The sequence below is a fragment of the Arthrobacter sp. FW306-1B-F12A genome, assembly GCF_058781865.1.
Genome location: NZ_JBYSXD010000053.1, coordinates 1 through 16,147, shown reverse-complemented (window position 1 = coordinate 16,147; position 16,147 = coordinate 1). Strand labels below are relative to the sequence as shown.

Here is a 16,147-nt window from a genome sequence, read left to right as displayed (position 1 = left end):
ACTGGCAGGCTCACTCGGAAAGCCGCTTTTCGCGGAACGGAGACGAATCCCGGACAAGGTCAAAGAGGGCCGTGCGGGAAGGGCTTCCTGTCTTGCGCAGCGCGTTGGAGATGTGGCTTTCCACGGTCCTGATACTGATTCCCAGATGCTCGGCGATCTCCGGGTTGGAGCGATGACCTGCCAGGGCTGCTATCTCGATTTCCCGGACGGTCAGGGGCGAGTAGCTTCCGGAACTAAACGCGACGGGCTCATCCGGCGAAGGAAAACGTGCCGCGAACATGGAGTACGCCCGGTCCATCGCAGCCGCACCGATCGTGTTGTCCACGAACGCATACCGCTTGAAGGCGCCGCGGAGCAGCATCCGGACCTGGTAGAAATCGGCGTCGGGCTCGTAATGCTCGAGCAGCACGCCGAGCATTTGGTGGTCGTCCTCCACCACGGCCGCGGCAATTGCCAAGAGCTGATCATGTGAAGCGGCCGGTGCATACTCTTTCAAGGTCTGCCGGAGGAGATCGAGAACTTTCCGGCCCGGGAGAAGGCACGTGAAGAAGAGCGCGGAATAGATCGCCTCGAGGACATAGCCACGTTCGAGCTGCCGTTGAATGAGTTTCGCGGCCTTCCCGTCGAATACAGCGGGAATGAGGGGTCGCGCGGCGACGAGCTCGTACACGCCTCTCGCTGTCCCGGGGAGCGGGCCGATGTCTTCAGCTTCGCGCCGTGCCTGGGTGGCAAGGGTCGCTGCGGGCAAGATCGCGGACGTCGCCGTCCTGAGCCCGGCGAGCCTAAGCATTGCGTCGTGAAGGGAAGCCACCAGGAAGCCTGGCCGCCCCATGGCAAACACACTGCCCATGAGGTACTCGGCGTCGTCGAAATAGCCGCGGTAGATCAGGGCCTGGGCAGCCACATAGGTGTTGCAAACCATCCCGAACTGGTCCAGCTTGCGGCGGGCATCTGCGCGTTGGTCAAGCGCAAAGACAATCGACTCATCGATCCGCCCCGAGCTGAACAAAGCCATTCCACGGATGAACGGTTCGATTCCCGGAATGCCTCTTAAGCCGCCTGAAGTGTCGATGGCTTTGAGCGCGGCGGAAGGGTTGAATCGGTAGAGTTCCAGGATGCCCCGGATGCTGGCTATCACACCGCTTTCGGGGTGACGATCGTGCAGACGCGCGAAGATCCCGTCGAGGTTCTCCGGCATTCTGTCGTAGGACGCCACGAGGAAAAGTTCTGCCGCTTCGGCTTCGGCGGACCATTTGGGACGTTCCTCCCCGAAGCTCCTGAGGGCGCCGGCCGCAGAGTCCAGTCCTTTGCCCTTATGGATCGCCCAAAGCGCTTTGGTAAATGCCAGGAACAGGAGATCGCACGATTCGCCTTCCGAGGTCACGGTCTGGGCAAGGATCCGCTCAATTCTCGATCCGTCAATCGGCGAGCCCCAATAGACCCTCAGAAGTGCCACAGCATTCGATACTGACCTTTCGGCATTCCACAGCTCGTATCGCTTGCGCTCCAGGACGGATACTTGCTCATGAAAATGGCGTGCAGTTGCGGCGTCGTCCGAGCTCCGTTCAAGGCGCAGCGCAGCCAGGACCCTCATCAGCGAATCAGCCGAGTTGAGGTCAACGTGGGATTCCTGTGGCAAACCGCTGAGGGCTCGGGTGATTCGACTCTTCAGGACCCGCCTGCTTGTGAGCACTCTTTGACCACGGAAGTAGTCGGCCAGGACCGGTGGCGTGATCGAAGCGGAGACAGTGTTGTGGAGGTCCTCCACAACGGAAATGAGGCCGCGCTGTTCGAGCCTGTCGAGAACATCGGAATGAACTACCTGTTGCAGTACGTCGAGGGGCGTGGTCCCGGCGATGGCCATGGCTTGAAGGCCCGTGAGTTCGTCGGCTTCGAGTCCTTCGAGGAGGGATTCCACCGTGCCATGAAGGTGCTCGTTCCACAGGGTGTCGCCCGTCATGCGCCATTGACCATGGCGGAGGACAATCAAGCCACTGAGGGAAGCAGTTTCCGCGATGCGAACCACAAGCCGCGGGTTCCCTGCCGATTTCGTCAGGATCCGGGCAGTGGTGTCGGTGTCCGCCGGGGCTCCCAGAATGCCGGTGAGGAGCTCGTTCACTTGCTCGTAGCGAAGCGGATTCAGGTGAACCCTCGCTTCCGGTCCGGGGCTGAGCACCGCTGGCTGTGCCATCGAGTAGATGGATGACTCGCTCATGGTGACGATCATGGGCCGTTTCGTCCGACGCCGGACGGCGTCCAGAACCGCAACAGTCTCCGTGTCGACGAAGTCGAGGTCATCGACCACAAGCACGCGCTCCCCTGGCCTGGAGAGCCGGCTCGCCAGGGTGTCAGCTACACCGAGGACTCCCAATTGGCCTATTCGAATATCCAGGCTCAGGCTATGTATTCCACCAAAGGGTATTTCGCGATGTGAGCGGAGTCCCGAAACGGAGTAAACCGTTGCTCCGGTATTTTCCAGATCGGCGATAGCCTTTTGCACCACACTCGTGCGGCCGCTGCCAGGCGCGCCGACAATTCGAACTATCATTCCGCGAGCAACGTAGTCCAGCGTTCGCCGAACTTCCTGATCGAACACTCGCGATCCAACTTTCTCTGACGCGCTGATCCAGCACTCTCCGGTCCTTAGGTGGTGCGAGGTCCAGACGATTCAACTGTTTCCTGCCCAAAGCCGGGCGTTGGCAGGCGGACTCCCAAGCACTCCCACGGAATCCCCCGGGGTGCGCTGACGAACCTCGTTCCAAGGGAAACCGTAAAGTCCGAAACGGCCATCTAAGTGGTGTTTTGGCAAAACTCAGTGTGCGCGGGGAGCCGTCTACGTGTGCCGACGTGGGGTTTTGTTCCGCATCTCCGTGTGCGCCGAAGAGAACTCAGTGTTCCCCCGGCGTCCAAGGAGGTGGGGTTTCGCGATGAATTTTCCATGGTGCTCCTGGTGGTGGTCTCTTGCTTCCGACGCTACGGGGGTTTCGTGGCCGCCTCTAGATCGAACCTCGCGCATGTGGATATTTATTCGAATCTAGTTTTCATAGATCGAATATAAATTCTAATTTGCAGAATGGACCACAACCTCTTGGGACCCTGTCAAGAGGCTTTCTCGTCCATGTGGACAACTTCTTCTTTTCTCGCATTTCAGATGCTAGGATCTGCTGACATTCGCGTCAAAAACTGAATCATGGGGGCAATAAATGAATACTCGCGCGCCTGAAAACAACGGGGAAATAAAGCACGCGTCGCACGACTTCTTGAAATCTCGGAAGAATATCTTCAAGGTCTTTGCCATCGTCACGTCTACTGCCGCAGCACTCTCCCTTGCCGCCTGCGGCGGAGCCAGCCCAACAACCTCCCAAGCGGGGGCCACTCAATCGGCATCAACTTCCGCCTCGGCGACGCCCACCCCAACTCCCACGCCCACACCGACCGCGCCGAAATCCGCGTCCTGCGTAACGGAGAACGCAACCGAGAGCTACCCGCCCAAGGTGTACATCTGCACAAAATCCGACGCGGGCACCTTAGTTTGGATGGAACGCTCAGAGTCAAAGAAAGTAACCGACGCTCGCGCAGCAGCAGCTGCGGCGAAGGCGGCGGCAGACAAGGCCGCGGCAGACAAAGCAGCAGCTGACAAGGCCGCTGCTGACAAGGCGGCGGCCGACAAAGCAGCGGCCGACGCGGCTGCGGCTCAAGCCGCCGCAGCACAGGCAGCGCAAGCAGCCGCAGCACAGGCAGCGCAAGCAGCCGCAGCACAGGCGGCCGCAAAGCAAGCGGCTCCCGCACCGCCGTCGGGCTGTGACCCCAACTATGCCTGGGCGTGCGTCCCAATTGCTTCAGACGTCGACTGCGCAGGCGGTAAGGGTAATGGCCCAGCCTACGTGCGTGGTCCTGTCAAGGTGATCGGGACTGACATATACGGTCTCGACAGCGACGGTGACGGCATCGGCTGCGAGAAATAGCCCTCGGATTCTGCTGGATCATTCCCTTCGCCGAAGTTGCCGGTCCCGTGATTCCGCGGGACCGGCGTTTGTCCATTCGAATGATTGAGCAGAATCCGACATCGGAGCGAAGACGATCCAGGGACGGACATGACCAAGCCCAAGGCCGAGCGCTACAGCAAAAGCTAAGCGACACGCCAAATCCCTGTCGCTACCGGAATTCCGGTGTCGACAGGGATTTGGCGTGTCACCGGGAAATTTGCGCGTCGAGAGGTCGCCACGCAACCCGGAAATGGGCACAAAAAAGCAGGGCCGGTCAATGACCGGCCCTGCTTTTTGAAATCCGAAGCTTAGAGAGCCTGGATGTTTACTGCCTGGGGACCCTTGGGGCCCTGCTCGACGTCGAAGGAAACCTTCTGGTTCTCTTCGAGGGAGCGGTAGCCGCCCGAGTTAATTGCAGAGTAGTGAGCGAAAACGTCCTGGCTGCCATCTTCCGGAGAGATGAAGCCGAAGCCCTTTTCGGAGTTGAACCACTTGACGATACCTGTAGCCATTTTTTCAGTTTCCTTACTGAAGGTGGAGGTTGTCCCGACTGTCGGGCCTCCGGTGTGGGGTGTTCTCCACCGTTACTTCAGAAGGTCGCGGTTGATGAACCGCGGGAACTGCCTGAACTACCAAATGCCAAACACAACAACAGCTCCAAGCATACAGGCCTTTGGCCGGATGGCTACTATTTGTCGAAATCCTTCATCTGCCGCGCGCCGCCAACCGCGGCAACAGGACACCGCCTCGTCGCTTCGATGCTGCTCTACACCGAGCTTCTCGCCGCTGCGCTGGACGCCGGCCTCTCGGTCCTCGGCCCCGGAAAATAGTCCTTCCTCCCCCTCCCTTAGCACCCCAAGAGGCGTAGAGTTCCGCCATGGAGCCGATTCGGGTCGTCCTTCTTCCGGGGAGCGTCCTTCCCGCCGAACCCGCCTACGGGGCGCTGATCGAAGCGCTGGGTCCCGACGTTGACGCCGTCGCGAAGGACCTGGAACTGTACGACGGCGATGAGCCGCCGCCGGGCTGGAGCCTGGACACCGAAATCGATGGTGTCCTCCGCGAGGCCGAGGCCCGGGGCTGGGAGACGTTCCATTTGCTCGGCTATTCGGGCGGCGGGGCAGCGTCTTTGGCGTTCGCTGCCAAGCATCCACAGCGACTGCTCAGTCTCACGCTCCTCGAGCCCGCATGGGCGGGAAGCTGGGATTGGAGTCCGGCGCACACCCGGCTCTGGAAGGACTATGAGGCGCTGGAATCGCTACCGCCAGATCAATTCATGGCCGCGTTCATGAGGTTGGGAGTGAAGCCCGACGTCGTCCTTCCGCCACCGCCCGAAGGCGGGCCGCCGCCGTGGATGGCCAAGCGGCCGGCGGGAATCAGGGCATTCCTGCGTGACTTCAAGATTTACGATCTGGATAGGGCGCGGCTTGCTGCGTTCAATCGGCCGGTGTTCTTCGTCCTCGGCGGCCTGAGCAACCCTGACGACTATGGCGAGGTTGCCGAGCGGCTGTCCACAGTATTCCCGGACTTCCGCCTCGAGGTGTTCCCGGACCGCCACCATTTCGATCCCCCGCACCGGATCGAGCCCGACCGGCTCGGCGCGTTGCTGCGGGACCACTGGGAACGGGCGAATCGGGTCGTTTAGGGCGCGGTGTCGGCTCCCACGAAAACCACAGGTTCCCGCATATAGACTCATCGAAACGGCGCCCTGACATGGGGCGGTTCGGCCAGCCTGAGAGGGATACGGCTCGATGAGTGAAGTGAATGTGCCGGCACAGCCGCCGGTTTTGGACGTCAGCGCTTTGCGCGTCGCGTATGGCGAGCGGACCGTCGTCGACGGCGTCAGTTTTCAGATTCATCGCGGTGAGATCTTCGGCTTGCTGGGGCCGAACGGCGCAGGGAAGACCAGCACACTCAGTGCCATCGAGGGGTTGGTCAAGCCGAAATCCGGGCAACTGCTGGTGGACGGAATCGACGTTCAACAAGAGCCTCTGGACGCGAAAGCGCGCCTCGGGGTGCAACTGCAGTCCTCCAGTTTCCAGGCCGAACTGACCATTCAGCAGATCGCAAGGCTTTACGGCGGGCTCTACGGAGTGAAACTCTCGCGTGAGCAGATCGGTACGAGCATGCGGGCCATCGGGCTCGAACAGGAATTGGGCAAACGGTTCAAACAGCTGTCGGGCGGGCAGCAGCAACGGCTGGCACTGTTCATTGCCACCATCCACAACCCCCTCCTTCTGCTGCTCGACGAGCCAACTGCCGGGCTGGACCCGCAGTCGCGCCGTGGGCTATGGCGCCGAATCGAAGAACTTCGTGGAGAAGGCAACAGCATTCTCCTCACCACCCACTCCATGGAAGAAGCGCAGGCCGTGTGTGACCGGGTAGCGATCATCGACCATGGCGTACTTCTCACGGTTGGAGAGCCCTCGGAGCTGATCGACAAGCACCGGGAGGATCCGCGCGTGCTTTCAGTGGCCCACGGCGCGCCCACCTTGGAGGACGTCTTCATCGGACTGACAGGAAGTGAAATCCGTGACTAACGCCGCCGCGGTCAATACCGCCCGCCCGCCGCTCGGCCTGGCGATGGGCTCGCTGCTTCGCGCGGACTCCATTGTGATGCTCAACAGCAAGACCTCACTTGTCTTGAGCGCCCTGCTGCCGATCGTGATCCTCGTGGCCACAACCTTCGGCAAGGGGCAATCACGCCTCGGAGGATCCACCCTCATCATCGGCTTGGCCTTGACCCTTGGCCTGCTCACGTCGTGCTTGCTCGGTTTCACGCTGGCCCTGGCACACGACCGGGACATCGGCGTCCTGCAAAGGCTGCGGGTCACACCGGCACCGAACTGGATGATCATGACCAGCCGCCTCATCGTGCAGGTGGTCACCAATCTGGTCGCTTCCATCATCGTGGTGATCGTCGGTGCAATTGTTCACGGCCTGACGCTGAACGTTGGCCAGTACCTTTTGGTCATCGCCGTCGCTATTCTCGGGGCCGCCGTCTTCCTGGCCATTGGACAAGCGCTCGTCGGCTTGATCCGGTCCACCAACGCCATCAGCGCGATCGGCCGACTGCTCATGATCGCCCTGTTGCTCCTAGGCGTCCTCGGCGGAACCGGCATCCTCGGCGACACGATCAAGTCAATTTCGGACTGGTCTCCGGTCGGAGGCCTCATGACACTCTTTTCGGATGTCCTGAACCAGTCGGCCTGGAGCGGCCAAGACACCGGCTCGCTCCTGGCATGCGTCGCTTACGTCGCGGTGTTCGCCTTCATCGGAATCCGCTGGTTCCGATGGGAATCGCGGTAGTGCGGGGCTAGCCGCGGCGTCCCTGGCAGCGCCGCGCGCCCCCTCACGCTGAGGCGGGCTCCCACGCGAACCCGTCCGGGTCGGTGAACGGGCCGGCGTCGCTGCTGATCGCGAGACGGTGCGAACCGGTGCCGTCGGGAGAGACGCCGGCGTCCTTGGCGAGGGCCCGGCGCGCGTAGAGACCCAGCTGGACGGGACTCGACGGCATGGCGAACTCGACGTACTTGCCGAAGCTCTTCCCAACGGCGAGGCCCCGGTCCGCGTAGAACCGTTTGCTAGCCGAAACGTCCGCGACCGCCATTAGGAGCACGATCTTGTCGACCTCCCGGGTGGCCGGACCGCTGTCCTTCTTGGCCGACGTCGCGACCTTCCAGATCGCGCCGTCCGGAGCCTGTACGACGCCGCCGTAGCCCCACAAGGACTTCGCCACTGGTTTGAGGGTCGCGGCACCGGCTTCCACAGCGGAATCGATGAGGCTGCTGACGGTAGACGGCTGCGACACGACGAGCGACAGCGTGAACCCGCGGAAGCCGTCAGTAGGAGCGTTCGAGGCCCGCACGCGCACCCGCTCGCCTAATCCGAAGGCGGCGTCGTAGAAAGCGGTAGCGGCCGCGGGGTCGGGAACTTCGAGGGTGACTGAGTCGATGGCGGTCATGGCATGTCCTTTAGTGGGGTGGGTTGCTTTGTGATTTCGACTTTATGCCGAGGCTCCACTAACCGCTTCTTCAATCCTGACCGATGTGTTCCGCACCCGTGCGCCCTGGCTTCATGTCGATGTCAACCGAGGAATGGCCGGGCGGTGGTCGAGTATTCTGATGTCAGTGATACTTCATTTTTCTCTGTGATCCAGCGTCTTTCAGCGCTTCCAGTTCGCTCCCGAGAGGAGCGGTGATTCCCTGCGCCTGCCAGGGGAACTCCTTGTGGATTTCCCCTTCTCACCGGCCCAATACCAAACTCACCACTGGAAGATCAGATGCAAACAACATCATTAAACTCGGCCGAGCCCTTTTCGCCTGCCCTAGACCGGCAATCCCTGCGCCCTGACTGCGGAAACTGTTTTGCCCTATGCTGCACGGCCTTCGGATTCTCACGTTCCGCGGATTTTGCGCTCGATAAACCGGCAGGCTCTCCTTGCCAAAACCTCGCACCTGATTTCTCGTGCACAATCCACCACAGCCTGGGCCCGAGGGGCTTTCGTGGGTGCACGGTCTTTGACTGTTTCGGGGCAGGTCAAAATGTATCGCAAGGGTTCTTCGCCGGAGAGAGCTGGCTTGAGAACCCTGGCACAAAAGACGAAATGTTTTCCGCTTTCAAAGCTGCCCGTCAGCTTCATGAGATGCTCTGGTACCTGGCCGAGGCACAGAACCGGGCTTTCGATCCCGATACCTCACGCCGTGCGGTTCAACTCAGGAACACCATCGAGCGGGCAGTCCGTGGCGAACTGCCCGAGCTGCTTTCACAGGATATTCGAGAAATTCATTCCGAGGTGAGGTCAACGCTCATGGATGTCAGCGCAGAAGTACGGGCCCCCTATTTTGCCGCCGGTGATGACCACCTGGATCCAGCGCTCAAGCCGGGAGCGGACCTGATGGGCAGTAATCTCAGTTCCCGCCGGTTGTGCGGGGCAGACCTCCGCGGGGCCTACCTTATCGCTGCGGATCTGCGGGGCAGTGACTTATCGGGGGTGGATCTGCTCGGCGCAGACCTCAGGGATGTCCGGCTTGAACGCGCCGATCTTTCCAAAGCCTTGTATCTGACCCAACCGCAGCTCAACGCCGCGCAAGGTGGCCATGCAACTCTTTTGCCTTCGGATCTCGAAATGCCCCCGCACTGGCACAACCGATGATCACCCTCCCCGCCAGGCACGTCAGTCCAGGCAGAGGCACAAAGGATGACCGGCGGGGTCGAGGAACACGCGGAATGTCGTTCCCGGTTGGTTCTCATGCTTGGTCGCGCCGAGTTCGAGCACAGCCGCCTCAGCGGTGTCGAGGTCGTCGACCACGACGTCGAGGTGCATCTGTTGCGGGACGTCCTGGCCTGGCCATTCCGGCGCCCTGTAGGAGTCGACTTTCTGGAAAGCCATCGAATCGCCGTACTCGGCGCGGACGGACCACCAGTCGTCGTCGTTCCGCTCGATTTTCCACTCGAGCAGTGCGCTGTAGAACTCGGCCAGGGTCTTGGGGTCGGGACAATCGAGTACCACGACGGGGAAGCGTGCGATAGCCATGGCCAACACTCTAGGACCGTTTCCGGAGGATCGCATCAAGTTCGACCATCCGAATTAGCCGAAACTACCGGTACCGTGTGGCAAGCTCCGGGCTCTGCGCTCCGAAAGCAGCGAGGTCCGCTTGGAAGACTGCGTCGAGAAGACCGCTGTCCTCTACGCCCGGCGCGCAGACGGTTTCGCCCAGTTCCAGGCCGGGCTGGTTGGCGCAGATCTCGGCGACCGAGCCGATACCCGCCGTCGTGGACAGATCGGCGACGACGGTCCGGACCGTCAGTGCTGTCCACCTCCCGCACCTGAATCTCGGGGCGTAAAGTTCTGCCAAGGGACCGGAAGGATCGCTCATGGAGACTGCCCCGCCCACAGCCGCACAACAGAACAGAGCGGCACAACAAAACCGCCCCCTCGAGATCGACACGCTCGTTGTCGGTGGAGGCCAAGCGGGACTGGCCACGAGCTACTTCCTCAGCCGGGCCGGCGTCGAGCACTTGGTCCTTGAACGGCGATACGCGCTGGGCGGCGCGTGGCAGGATCGCTGGGATGCGTTCGTGTTGAACACGCCGAACTTCTCGCTAGACCTGCCCGGGATGCCATACGCGGGGCCGGAGCCGGAGGCGTTCATGGCCCGTGACGACGTGGTGGACTATTTCCGTGGCTACGCGAAGAGGATCGATGCCCCGGTCCGTACAGGCACGGACGTCACGTGGATCTCGACGTCGGATGGCAGCTTCAGCGTTGAAACGTCCGACGGCGGCTGGCGGGCACGCAATGTGGTGCTGGCGACCGGCGCGTATCAAATACCGAAAATCCCGGCACTGTCCGCCGGACTCCCCAAGAGTGTCCTGCAGCTCCACACGCACGACTATCGCAATCCGGAGCAACTGCCGGACGGCGCCGTGCTGATCGTCGGGACCGGGCAGTCCGGTGGGCAGATCGCGGAAGACCTGCTCGCGGCCGGGCGTGAGGTGCATCTGGCGGTGTCGACGTGTCCGGAGGCGCCCCGCAGGTATCGCGGGCACGACATACTCTATTGGCTCCTGCAAGCTGGAATCCATGGGCCCGAGTACGGGATCAACGCCTTGACGGTCGGACAGTTGCCCTCCCCCGCGGCGCGGTTCGCCTGCAACCCCCTGCTCTCCGGCACCGACGGCGGCCACGACATCCACCTCCGCGAACTCGGCCGCCAAGGCGTCCGGCTGCACGGGCACCTGGAAGCAGCCGACGACGGCGAACTCACCTTCACGGACGACCTCCCACAACGCCTCGCAACAGTCGAGGCCGGGTTCGGCCAGCGCATGGGCCGTGCGCTCGACGCCTACATCGCTGCCGCTGGAATCGACGCGCCTGCGGCTTTACCTGCGCAGGAGGACGACTGGCTACCTGTCGCCTCGCCTCGGGTCAACCTGGCCGCAGAGAACATCACCTCGGTGCTCTGGGCCACCGGTTACCAACTGGACCTCAGCTTCGTGGACATTCCTGTCCTGGACGCCTGGAGCTACCCGCGACATACCCGCGGCGTCACCGAACAGCCGGGGCTATACGTAGTGGGGTTGCCGTGGTTGACGGGGCACTACTCGTCGATCGTCGGCGGGGTGGGCGTGGATGCGAAGTATGTCGCGGGGTGCGTGGCGGGGCGGTGAGGCTAGTCTTCCGAGACCAACGTTTGATTGGGCCGGATGTAATAGGCCTCCAATTCAGGATCGCCCAGTATTTCGCCGATCAGGGAAGGTGACCCTCCGATGAAGACCGAGAGAGCATGGATGTCATTAGCGACGCACCACGCTCCATCCAGAGGTAGCCAGTTCAAGGGCAGTCTTCCAGCAGGATTGTCCTCGATGGATTCCAGCGCCAGTTCGAGCGGTCCCCGCAACACATGCAGTCCCCGACCAAGGCCATTGACAATGACGGGCGAAGTTCGAACCCGGCCATTGAGGTCGCCATATCCCTCCCACACCAAAAACAAGCATTCAGGTGACGGCCTGGCGCCCTTCGCTATCCTGGAAACCAACCGTTCGGCCACTACGGAATCAACGGAACCGTTCTGGGGTTCGTAGACTTGATTCGGGTCGGGAACGCACGCCGCCACGATCTCGCTCCATTGGGTGCCACCGTCAACCTCCAGCTGATCACCGGCAAGCTGTGACCAGCGCAAACGTCGACCAGTTGGCGACATAGCGGGATTCAGCACCCGGGCATAAGCGGGATAGACGGGAGGGATAAGGCAGGCCAGCGATCCCGCAGGCTTCCCGATGGTCTGCTGTAGGAACCAACGGATGCGCGACTCCGAGTCTGCTTCCCGGCGATCCATCAAACCAAGCGTCCTCTCATATTCGCTTTCCCGGAAATTTAGCTGAGATCAATTTCCAGAACCCATCCAATGATATTAATGAAGCGCTCAGAGTTGAGTTCGGCCTCGGCATAGAATTCTGAACTGACAGATACAACTACTTTTCCTTGTTGAGGAAAAACATCCTCAGTCAACTCGATATGAATCGCTTCTTGATTCCTCGAAGTTCTGCAGTCGCCGATTTGTTCGACATGACAAGTCAAAGTCCTGTCAGGGCGGGTCAATGGATCCACGTCTGAAGCTGGTCGATGGAATATCGCCACTTGCAAAAATACTGGATTCGCTAACCCCTGAAGGAAGAATCGGCGAGCCAATGACGGAGGAGCCTGGAATGTCTCCGGAACCGTTCCAGTCTTGTCAATCCTCAGAGTTCGTTCCCGGGACTTCCAATCGAGTACATAGGCTTCACGCTCGCTGCCTGCATAATTCAGTATCGGCGGTTCACTTGGAACGTTTTTGAACTCTTCAAGACCGACAGCTGCCTCTTCCGCGCGAAGATGGTCTTGCTGACTGCATCCATGGACGGCTCCGGTCGCACAAATAATGGCTGCGACCGACGCGATCGCGAGGGTTGGCCTTAGGAGTCGCACCCGAAGCGTGTTGCTATGTCGCTGGACGTTCGTGCAATGTAGTTGACGCCTCCAATGTTAACCCGGTGGTAACCGTTTCCTCGGTAGGTCTGATCGGAGTTATTACCGCAAATGGCTTTGGCGTTGACATCAAGTTTTGCAAGGCGGTTGTATGCATCGCCGCTCTTGAAGGCCGATCTGTGCCAGAGGCCGAACCATCCGGCTTTCATGATCTCAGCCCCGACGATCTGGTATGAGGGCGCTCTCGAACAGTCCTTGATGCCAGCGTGGACCGATGACATTCCACCACTAAGATGGACCCTTTCTGTGTAGCCCCCGCATCCATAGGGATTGCCGTTGATCGTGGACCTTGTTAGTAGTGATCCGGGTCGTGCCCCAGATGTCAGTGCGGAGTATGAGGAGTCGCTAAAGACGTCTTCGGCCTTGCCCGAACCATCAGCCGCAAGCGCTGGTCCCACTCCTGAGCACACAATAATCCCCGCCGTAATAGCGGAGATTATTCCTCGTTTTAAAGTTCGATTCAACGCTCTCTCCTTTGATTCTTGCCAGCACGGTTAATGCAGGAATCCGCGAGTCTCTGGTCTTGACGGCTCACGACCCATTAGAAGGTTGGACAATTCTAGCCACGGATAATGCCACTGAGTGTTGAATCTCCAGGAATTGAGTGGTGATAACCGCAAAATTGAGTGCGTTCGCTAGCAACACCTAGATCTTCTCTTCAGAATCCAGGTCGGGACCGTGCGTTACGTAGTGGGGTTGCCGTGGTTGACGGGGCATTACTCGTCGATCGTCGGCGGGGTGGGAGTGGATGCGGAGTATGTCGCGGGGTGCGTGGCGGGGCGGTGAGGACATGGTTGCAGTAAGCCCCCCTTCACCGTGATTTTGTGCAAGACTTCCCGCATGAACGACCCCCGAAGCCGCCTTCTTCCCCTCCTCCGCCAAGGTGAGCAGTTGTTGTGGGCGGGACAACCCGATCCGAGGGTTCGCTTCACTTCGGCTGACGCCTTCCTTGTACCGTTCAGTGTCCTCTGGGGAGGGTTTGCCGTCTTTTGGGAGGTTACGGCTATCACGGCAGTGAGGCAGCCCCTGTTTATCATCTGGGGCATTCCCTTTGTTCTCGTGGGCCTTTATTTCATTTTCGGGCGTTTCATCTTCAAAAAGCGGCGAAAGAGAGCAACGATCTACGGCCTGACCAATTCTCGTGCAATCGTCTGCACGGGCGACAGGTCAGTAGCCGATTCCCCAGTCATCGGAATGCCTACGAAGGTGGACCGAGCCAGGGACGGACGGCATGTAAACGTGACGTTCGGATACCAAGGACTTATGGGTGTTTTGGGCATGTACCAGAACACAGGGCTCGATTTTTTCAGCCTCGGAATGGGACAGGCGGTCGCCTTCTACGATGTCGATGATACTGACGGGCTAATAAGGGCCTTGGACCAAGCGCGGATCGGATGAGTGGCAGTCGCCTCCGCATGGGAAGGTCGTCATGAAGAAGTGGGTCCGGCGGCACCCGTATCTGGCCTTGGCGTTCGGTTACGTTCTCGTCGTCGTCTTTGCCTTTGCTGCCTGGATGGTCTTTGATGCAAGCGACCCTGCAACTGTTATGTTCAAAACCTTCACGAACACCTTGGTCTACTGGCTTTTCGCACTCTTCCACGTAAGAAATGTGCGTAAAACCAAACGGCGCCTCGACGCACACGGCCAGTTCAGGGCTTTTGTCCGCTACCCGGACTCTCGTCCAGGATCGCTCAGCGCCATCTGGAACCAAGGCATCGCAACGCCGGGTGCGGGAACCATCCGGTTTCAGCCCGCGGTCTACGACAATCTGGAACCGTCCGGGCGGTCGACGGAGTTGAAAGTGCAGGAGGTGCTTCCGGAGCGCCGGAAGGTCGGCGGCAAGGAGCGTAAATATATGCCGGTGTACGGGTTCCAATCCGTGACCTTAGTGACGGACGAAGGCAAGGTTGAACTCGCCGCGAGCCCGGAGTCACTGGATAGGCTAGCCAAGGCTGTACCGCCAGGTCGTAGAAAATCAGCAGGTTCAGAGTCTTCGCCCTGAAAAAGATTCCCTCCAGCTCCTTGTCGGAAGCCCCGCCGGATGGTTCAGTTCTGTCATGCCACGGTCCGCGGGCGCCGGTTCCACCCCCGTCATCCGACAACATCATTTTCCAATATGGGCTGGTGCCAACTCGATCGACCATTACAACGAAAGCGAATCTTTTTGGGCATCTTCAGGAAGAAGTCTCAGGAACCGGAAACCCCCGATCCGCACCTCACGTTCCTCACCTTGTCCGCCGCGAATAGTTTCCGAGCGATCACGCGCGAAGTCTTCGCCGAGATAGGACTCGAAGTCCAGATACAGCCCGGTCACGCCGTTGATGACTCCGGACGTGAATTCGGATTCTGGAACGTGGCCGCCGCTTGTCATGACGAGCCGCAGTCTGCATGGCGGAGCCTGATTAGCGCACACCTTCAGCGCGTGCTGGGGAGCTTCGATGCACCCGATCCGTTCGAAATCCTTTCGGCTGCGGATGTCTCGGGACGTGCCTTCGCCCGGCTCTACGATGAGGCGAACATCCCGACGCTCGACGGCTACCCGCACAGGGAGTTCGCCCCCGGCATTGTCGAGATGCTCGCTCTCGACCTCCCAGACACCGTTGCCATCTTCAATCATAAAAACACGAGCAAGTTCGGCGGGTGGGAAGGACTCAGAATTCAAGGGATTACGAACCTTCGCCGCATGGAAGTCGAACAACTTGAAACCATCCCGGCGCCCGGCGGCGGCTCCTTCACAGCCCTTTTGGGTGAATCTGTCTACACCGCCAGCCAGGCCCTGCTTTTACCCGAGCTGGCCTCAGAACTAACGGGCAAGCGCATCCGGGAGAATCTCGGATGGCTGATGAGCGTCCCGAACCGGCATCAACTCGTTTGGCACATCATCGAAGACGACACCGTTGTCGGAGCGGTCAGCGGAATGGCCCGCTTCGCGGCCATGGGCTACAGCGATTCCCCCGGACCGGTGAGTCCCCACGTCTTCTGGTGGAACGGGACAAGCTACGAACAACTAACCCATGTGTCGAACAACGGCGGGCTGACGATCCGGGTAAGCCCAGAGTTCCAGACCGTCCTTGACTCGACAACCATGGACGGATAGAGGCAACCTGGAGCCCGCAACAGCGGGCCCGGTGAAGGATCGACTATGGGGCTTGAACCACTCCTCGGCTTCAATCTTGGTGGCATCATGGACGCATGTGCCAGGAAGCAAATGAAGGCAGCTCATTAATCCGCGATGCGACTCAATCGGACGAGGCCGCCTGCTTGGCGCTGTGGGTCAAGGCGTGCGAGGCACGGGACGGCCGGTCGATAGTTGGTGTTGCCGAGCGCGCGCGACCAAAGTTCAATAATGCGGAATCGTGGATCGTAGCGGACGACCCGGAACTCGGCTTGATGGGATTCCTGCTAGCGACAAAAGCAGGCAGCGGCTTAGGAACAGACCCACCCGAAGCACCTGTCGTGGGGCTCCTCGCAGTCGACCCGAGTGCGCAGGGCCGCGGCCTTGGAGGCAGTCTCCTGTCAGCTATTACGGGTGAACTCGCTCAACGTGGATACGAACTTGCGGGACTGCCCCCGGTTTTGTTGACTCCTTGACCTAGCGAGCTGGTGCTCGTGGAAGGATGTTGACCATGCCGAC

General features: G+C 60.4%; 18 protein-coding genes. 11 read left to right on the top strand and 7 right to left on the bottom strand.

Features of this window, described 5'->3' with window-relative positions; genetic code table 11:
* Positions 1-10 precede the first annotated feature (10 nt).
* A complete protein-coding gene (locus AC3WJU_RS19310; RefSeq protein ID WP_492260607.1) occupies positions 11-2,311 on the bottom strand; it encodes a helix-turn-helix transcriptional regulator in 2,301 nt (766 codons plus the stop codon).
* A gap of 1,225 nt (positions 2,312-3,536) precedes the next feature.
* On the opposite strand from AC3WJU_RS19310, the gene AC3WJU_RS19305 reads away from it, so the two are divergent.
* Entirely contained in the window at positions 3,537-3,965 is a 429-nt protein-coding gene (locus tag AC3WJU_RS19305) for a hypothetical protein (protein WP_492260606.1), read from the top strand.
* Positions 3,966-4,294: 329 nt separating this feature from the next.
* Here the strand turns inward: AC3WJU_RS19305 and cspE are convergent, their stop codons facing one another.
* A complete protein-coding gene (cspE, locus tag AC3WJU_RS19300) occupies positions 4,295-4,498 on the bottom strand; it encodes a transcription antiterminator/RNA stability regulator CspE (RefSeq protein WP_028266315.1) in 204 nt (67 codons plus the stop codon).
* A gap of 180 nt (positions 4,499-4,678) precedes the next feature.
* On the opposite strand from cspE, the gene AC3WJU_RS19295 reads away from it, so the two are divergent.
* The 4 genes from AC3WJU_RS19295 (at position 4,679) to AC3WJU_RS19280 (ending at position 7,292) form a co-directional block, all read left to right on the top strand.
* On the top strand, positions 4,679-4,816 hold the full coding sequence (locus tag AC3WJU_RS19295; RefSeq protein WP_492260605.1) for a hypothetical protein: 138 nt from the start codon (positions 4,679-4,681) through the stop codon (positions 4,814-4,816).
* A gap of 47 nt (positions 4,817-4,863) precedes the next feature.
* Positions 4,864-5,628 carry an alpha/beta fold hydrolase gene (locus AC3WJU_RS19290; RefSeq protein WP_306963983.1) on the top strand — a complete coding sequence of 255 codons (765 nt, stop codon included), beginning with the start codon at positions 4,864-4,866 and terminating at the stop codon, positions 5,626-5,628.
* 106 nt (positions 5,629-5,734) lie between these two features.
* The gene (locus tag AC3WJU_RS19285; protein WP_084784388.1) at positions 5,735-6,523 is read left to right on the top strand and encodes an ABC transporter ATP-binding protein; all 789 of its coding nucleotides are present in this window, start codon (positions 5,735-5,737) and stop codon (positions 6,521-6,523) included.
* Positions 6,516-7,292, top strand: coding sequence for an ABC transporter permease (locus AC3WJU_RS19280; RefSeq protein WP_059388042.1), 777 nt, complete (start codon positions 6,516-6,518; stop codon positions 7,290-7,292). The genes AC3WJU_RS19285 and AC3WJU_RS19280 overlap by 8 nt, the downstream gene beginning before the upstream one ends.
* Positions 7,293-7,335: 43 nt before the next feature.
* Here the strand turns inward: AC3WJU_RS19280 and AC3WJU_RS19275 are convergent, their stop codons facing one another.
* The gene (locus AC3WJU_RS19275) at positions 7,336-7,947 is read right to left on the bottom strand and encodes a glyoxalase (RefSeq protein ID WP_492260604.1); all 612 of its coding nucleotides are present in this window, start codon (positions 7,945-7,947) and stop codon (positions 7,336-7,338) included.
* Positions 7,948-8,589: 642 nt separating this feature from the next.
* Between AC3WJU_RS19275 and AC3WJU_RS19270 the strand changes: the two genes are divergently transcribed.
* A complete protein-coding gene (locus AC3WJU_RS19270) occupies positions 8,590-9,138 on the top strand; it encodes a pentapeptide repeat-containing protein (RefSeq protein ID WP_492260603.1) in 549 nt (182 codons plus the stop codon).
* Positions 9,139-9,159: 21 nt separating this feature from the next.
* Here the strand turns inward: AC3WJU_RS19270 and AC3WJU_RS19265 are convergent, their stop codons facing one another.
* Together AC3WJU_RS19265 and AC3WJU_RS19260 are read right to left on the bottom strand one after the other, a co-directional pair.
* Positions 9,160-9,519: a VOC family protein gene (locus tag AC3WJU_RS19265; protein ID WP_059388050.1), complete on the bottom strand. Its 360-nt coding sequence runs from the start codon at positions 9,517-9,519 to the stop codon at positions 9,160-9,162.
* Positions 9,520-9,583: 64 nt separating this feature from the next.
* The gene (locus AC3WJU_RS19260; RefSeq protein WP_284991754.1) at positions 9,584-9,862 is read right to left on the bottom strand and encodes a hypothetical protein; all 279 of its coding nucleotides are present in this window, start codon (positions 9,860-9,862) and stop codon (positions 9,584-9,586) included.
* Here AC3WJU_RS19260 and AC3WJU_RS19255 point away from each other — a divergent pair.
* On the top strand, positions 9,861-11,156 hold the full coding sequence (locus tag AC3WJU_RS19255; RefSeq protein WP_492260602.1) for a flavin-containing monooxygenase: 1,296 nt from the start codon (positions 9,861-9,863) through the stop codon (positions 11,154-11,156). The genes AC3WJU_RS19260 and AC3WJU_RS19255 overlap by 2 nt on opposite strands.
* Before the next feature lie 2 nt (positions 11,157-11,158).
* On the opposite strand, the gene AC3WJU_RS19250 is transcribed toward AC3WJU_RS19255, so the two are convergent.
* Together AC3WJU_RS19250 and AC3WJU_RS19245 are read right to left on the bottom strand one after the other, a co-directional pair.
* Positions 11,159-11,824: a hypothetical protein gene (locus AC3WJU_RS19250; RefSeq protein ID WP_284991756.1), complete on the bottom strand. Its 666-nt coding sequence runs from the start codon at positions 11,822-11,824 to the stop codon at positions 11,159-11,161.
* A gap of 38 nt (positions 11,825-11,862) precedes the next feature.
* Positions 11,863-12,453: a hypothetical protein gene (locus tag AC3WJU_RS19245; RefSeq protein WP_284991757.1), complete on the bottom strand. Its 591-nt coding sequence runs from the start codon at positions 12,451-12,453 to the stop codon at positions 11,863-11,865.
* Between the two features lie 900 nt (positions 12,454-13,353).
* On the opposite strand from AC3WJU_RS19245, the gene AC3WJU_RS19240 reads away from it, so the two are divergent.
* The 4 genes from AC3WJU_RS19240 to AC3WJU_RS19225 all read left to right on the top strand — a co-directional run bounded on the left by AC3WJU_RS19240 (position 13,354) and on the right by AC3WJU_RS19225 (position 16,104).
* A complete protein-coding gene (locus tag AC3WJU_RS19240) occupies positions 13,354-13,911 on the top strand; it encodes a hypothetical protein (RefSeq protein WP_284991758.1) in 558 nt (185 codons plus the stop codon).
* A 31-nt stretch (positions 13,912-13,942) separates the two neighbouring features.
* The gene (locus AC3WJU_RS19235; RefSeq protein ID WP_284991759.1) at positions 13,943-14,515 is read left to right on the top strand and encodes a hypothetical protein; all 573 of its coding nucleotides are present in this window, start codon (positions 13,943-13,945) and stop codon (positions 14,513-14,515) included.
* Positions 14,516-14,554: 39 nt separating this feature from the next.
* On the top strand, positions 14,555-15,610 hold the full coding sequence (locus AC3WJU_RS19230) for a hypothetical protein (protein ID WP_492260601.1): 1,056 nt from the start codon (positions 14,555-14,557) through the stop codon (positions 15,608-15,610).
* Between the two features lie 95 nt (positions 15,611-15,705).
* On the top strand, positions 15,706-16,104 hold the full coding sequence (locus AC3WJU_RS19225) for a GNAT family N-acetyltransferase (protein ID WP_492260600.1): 399 nt from the start codon (positions 15,706-15,708) through the stop codon (positions 16,102-16,104).
* Positions 16,105-16,147 lie beyond the last annotated feature (43 nt).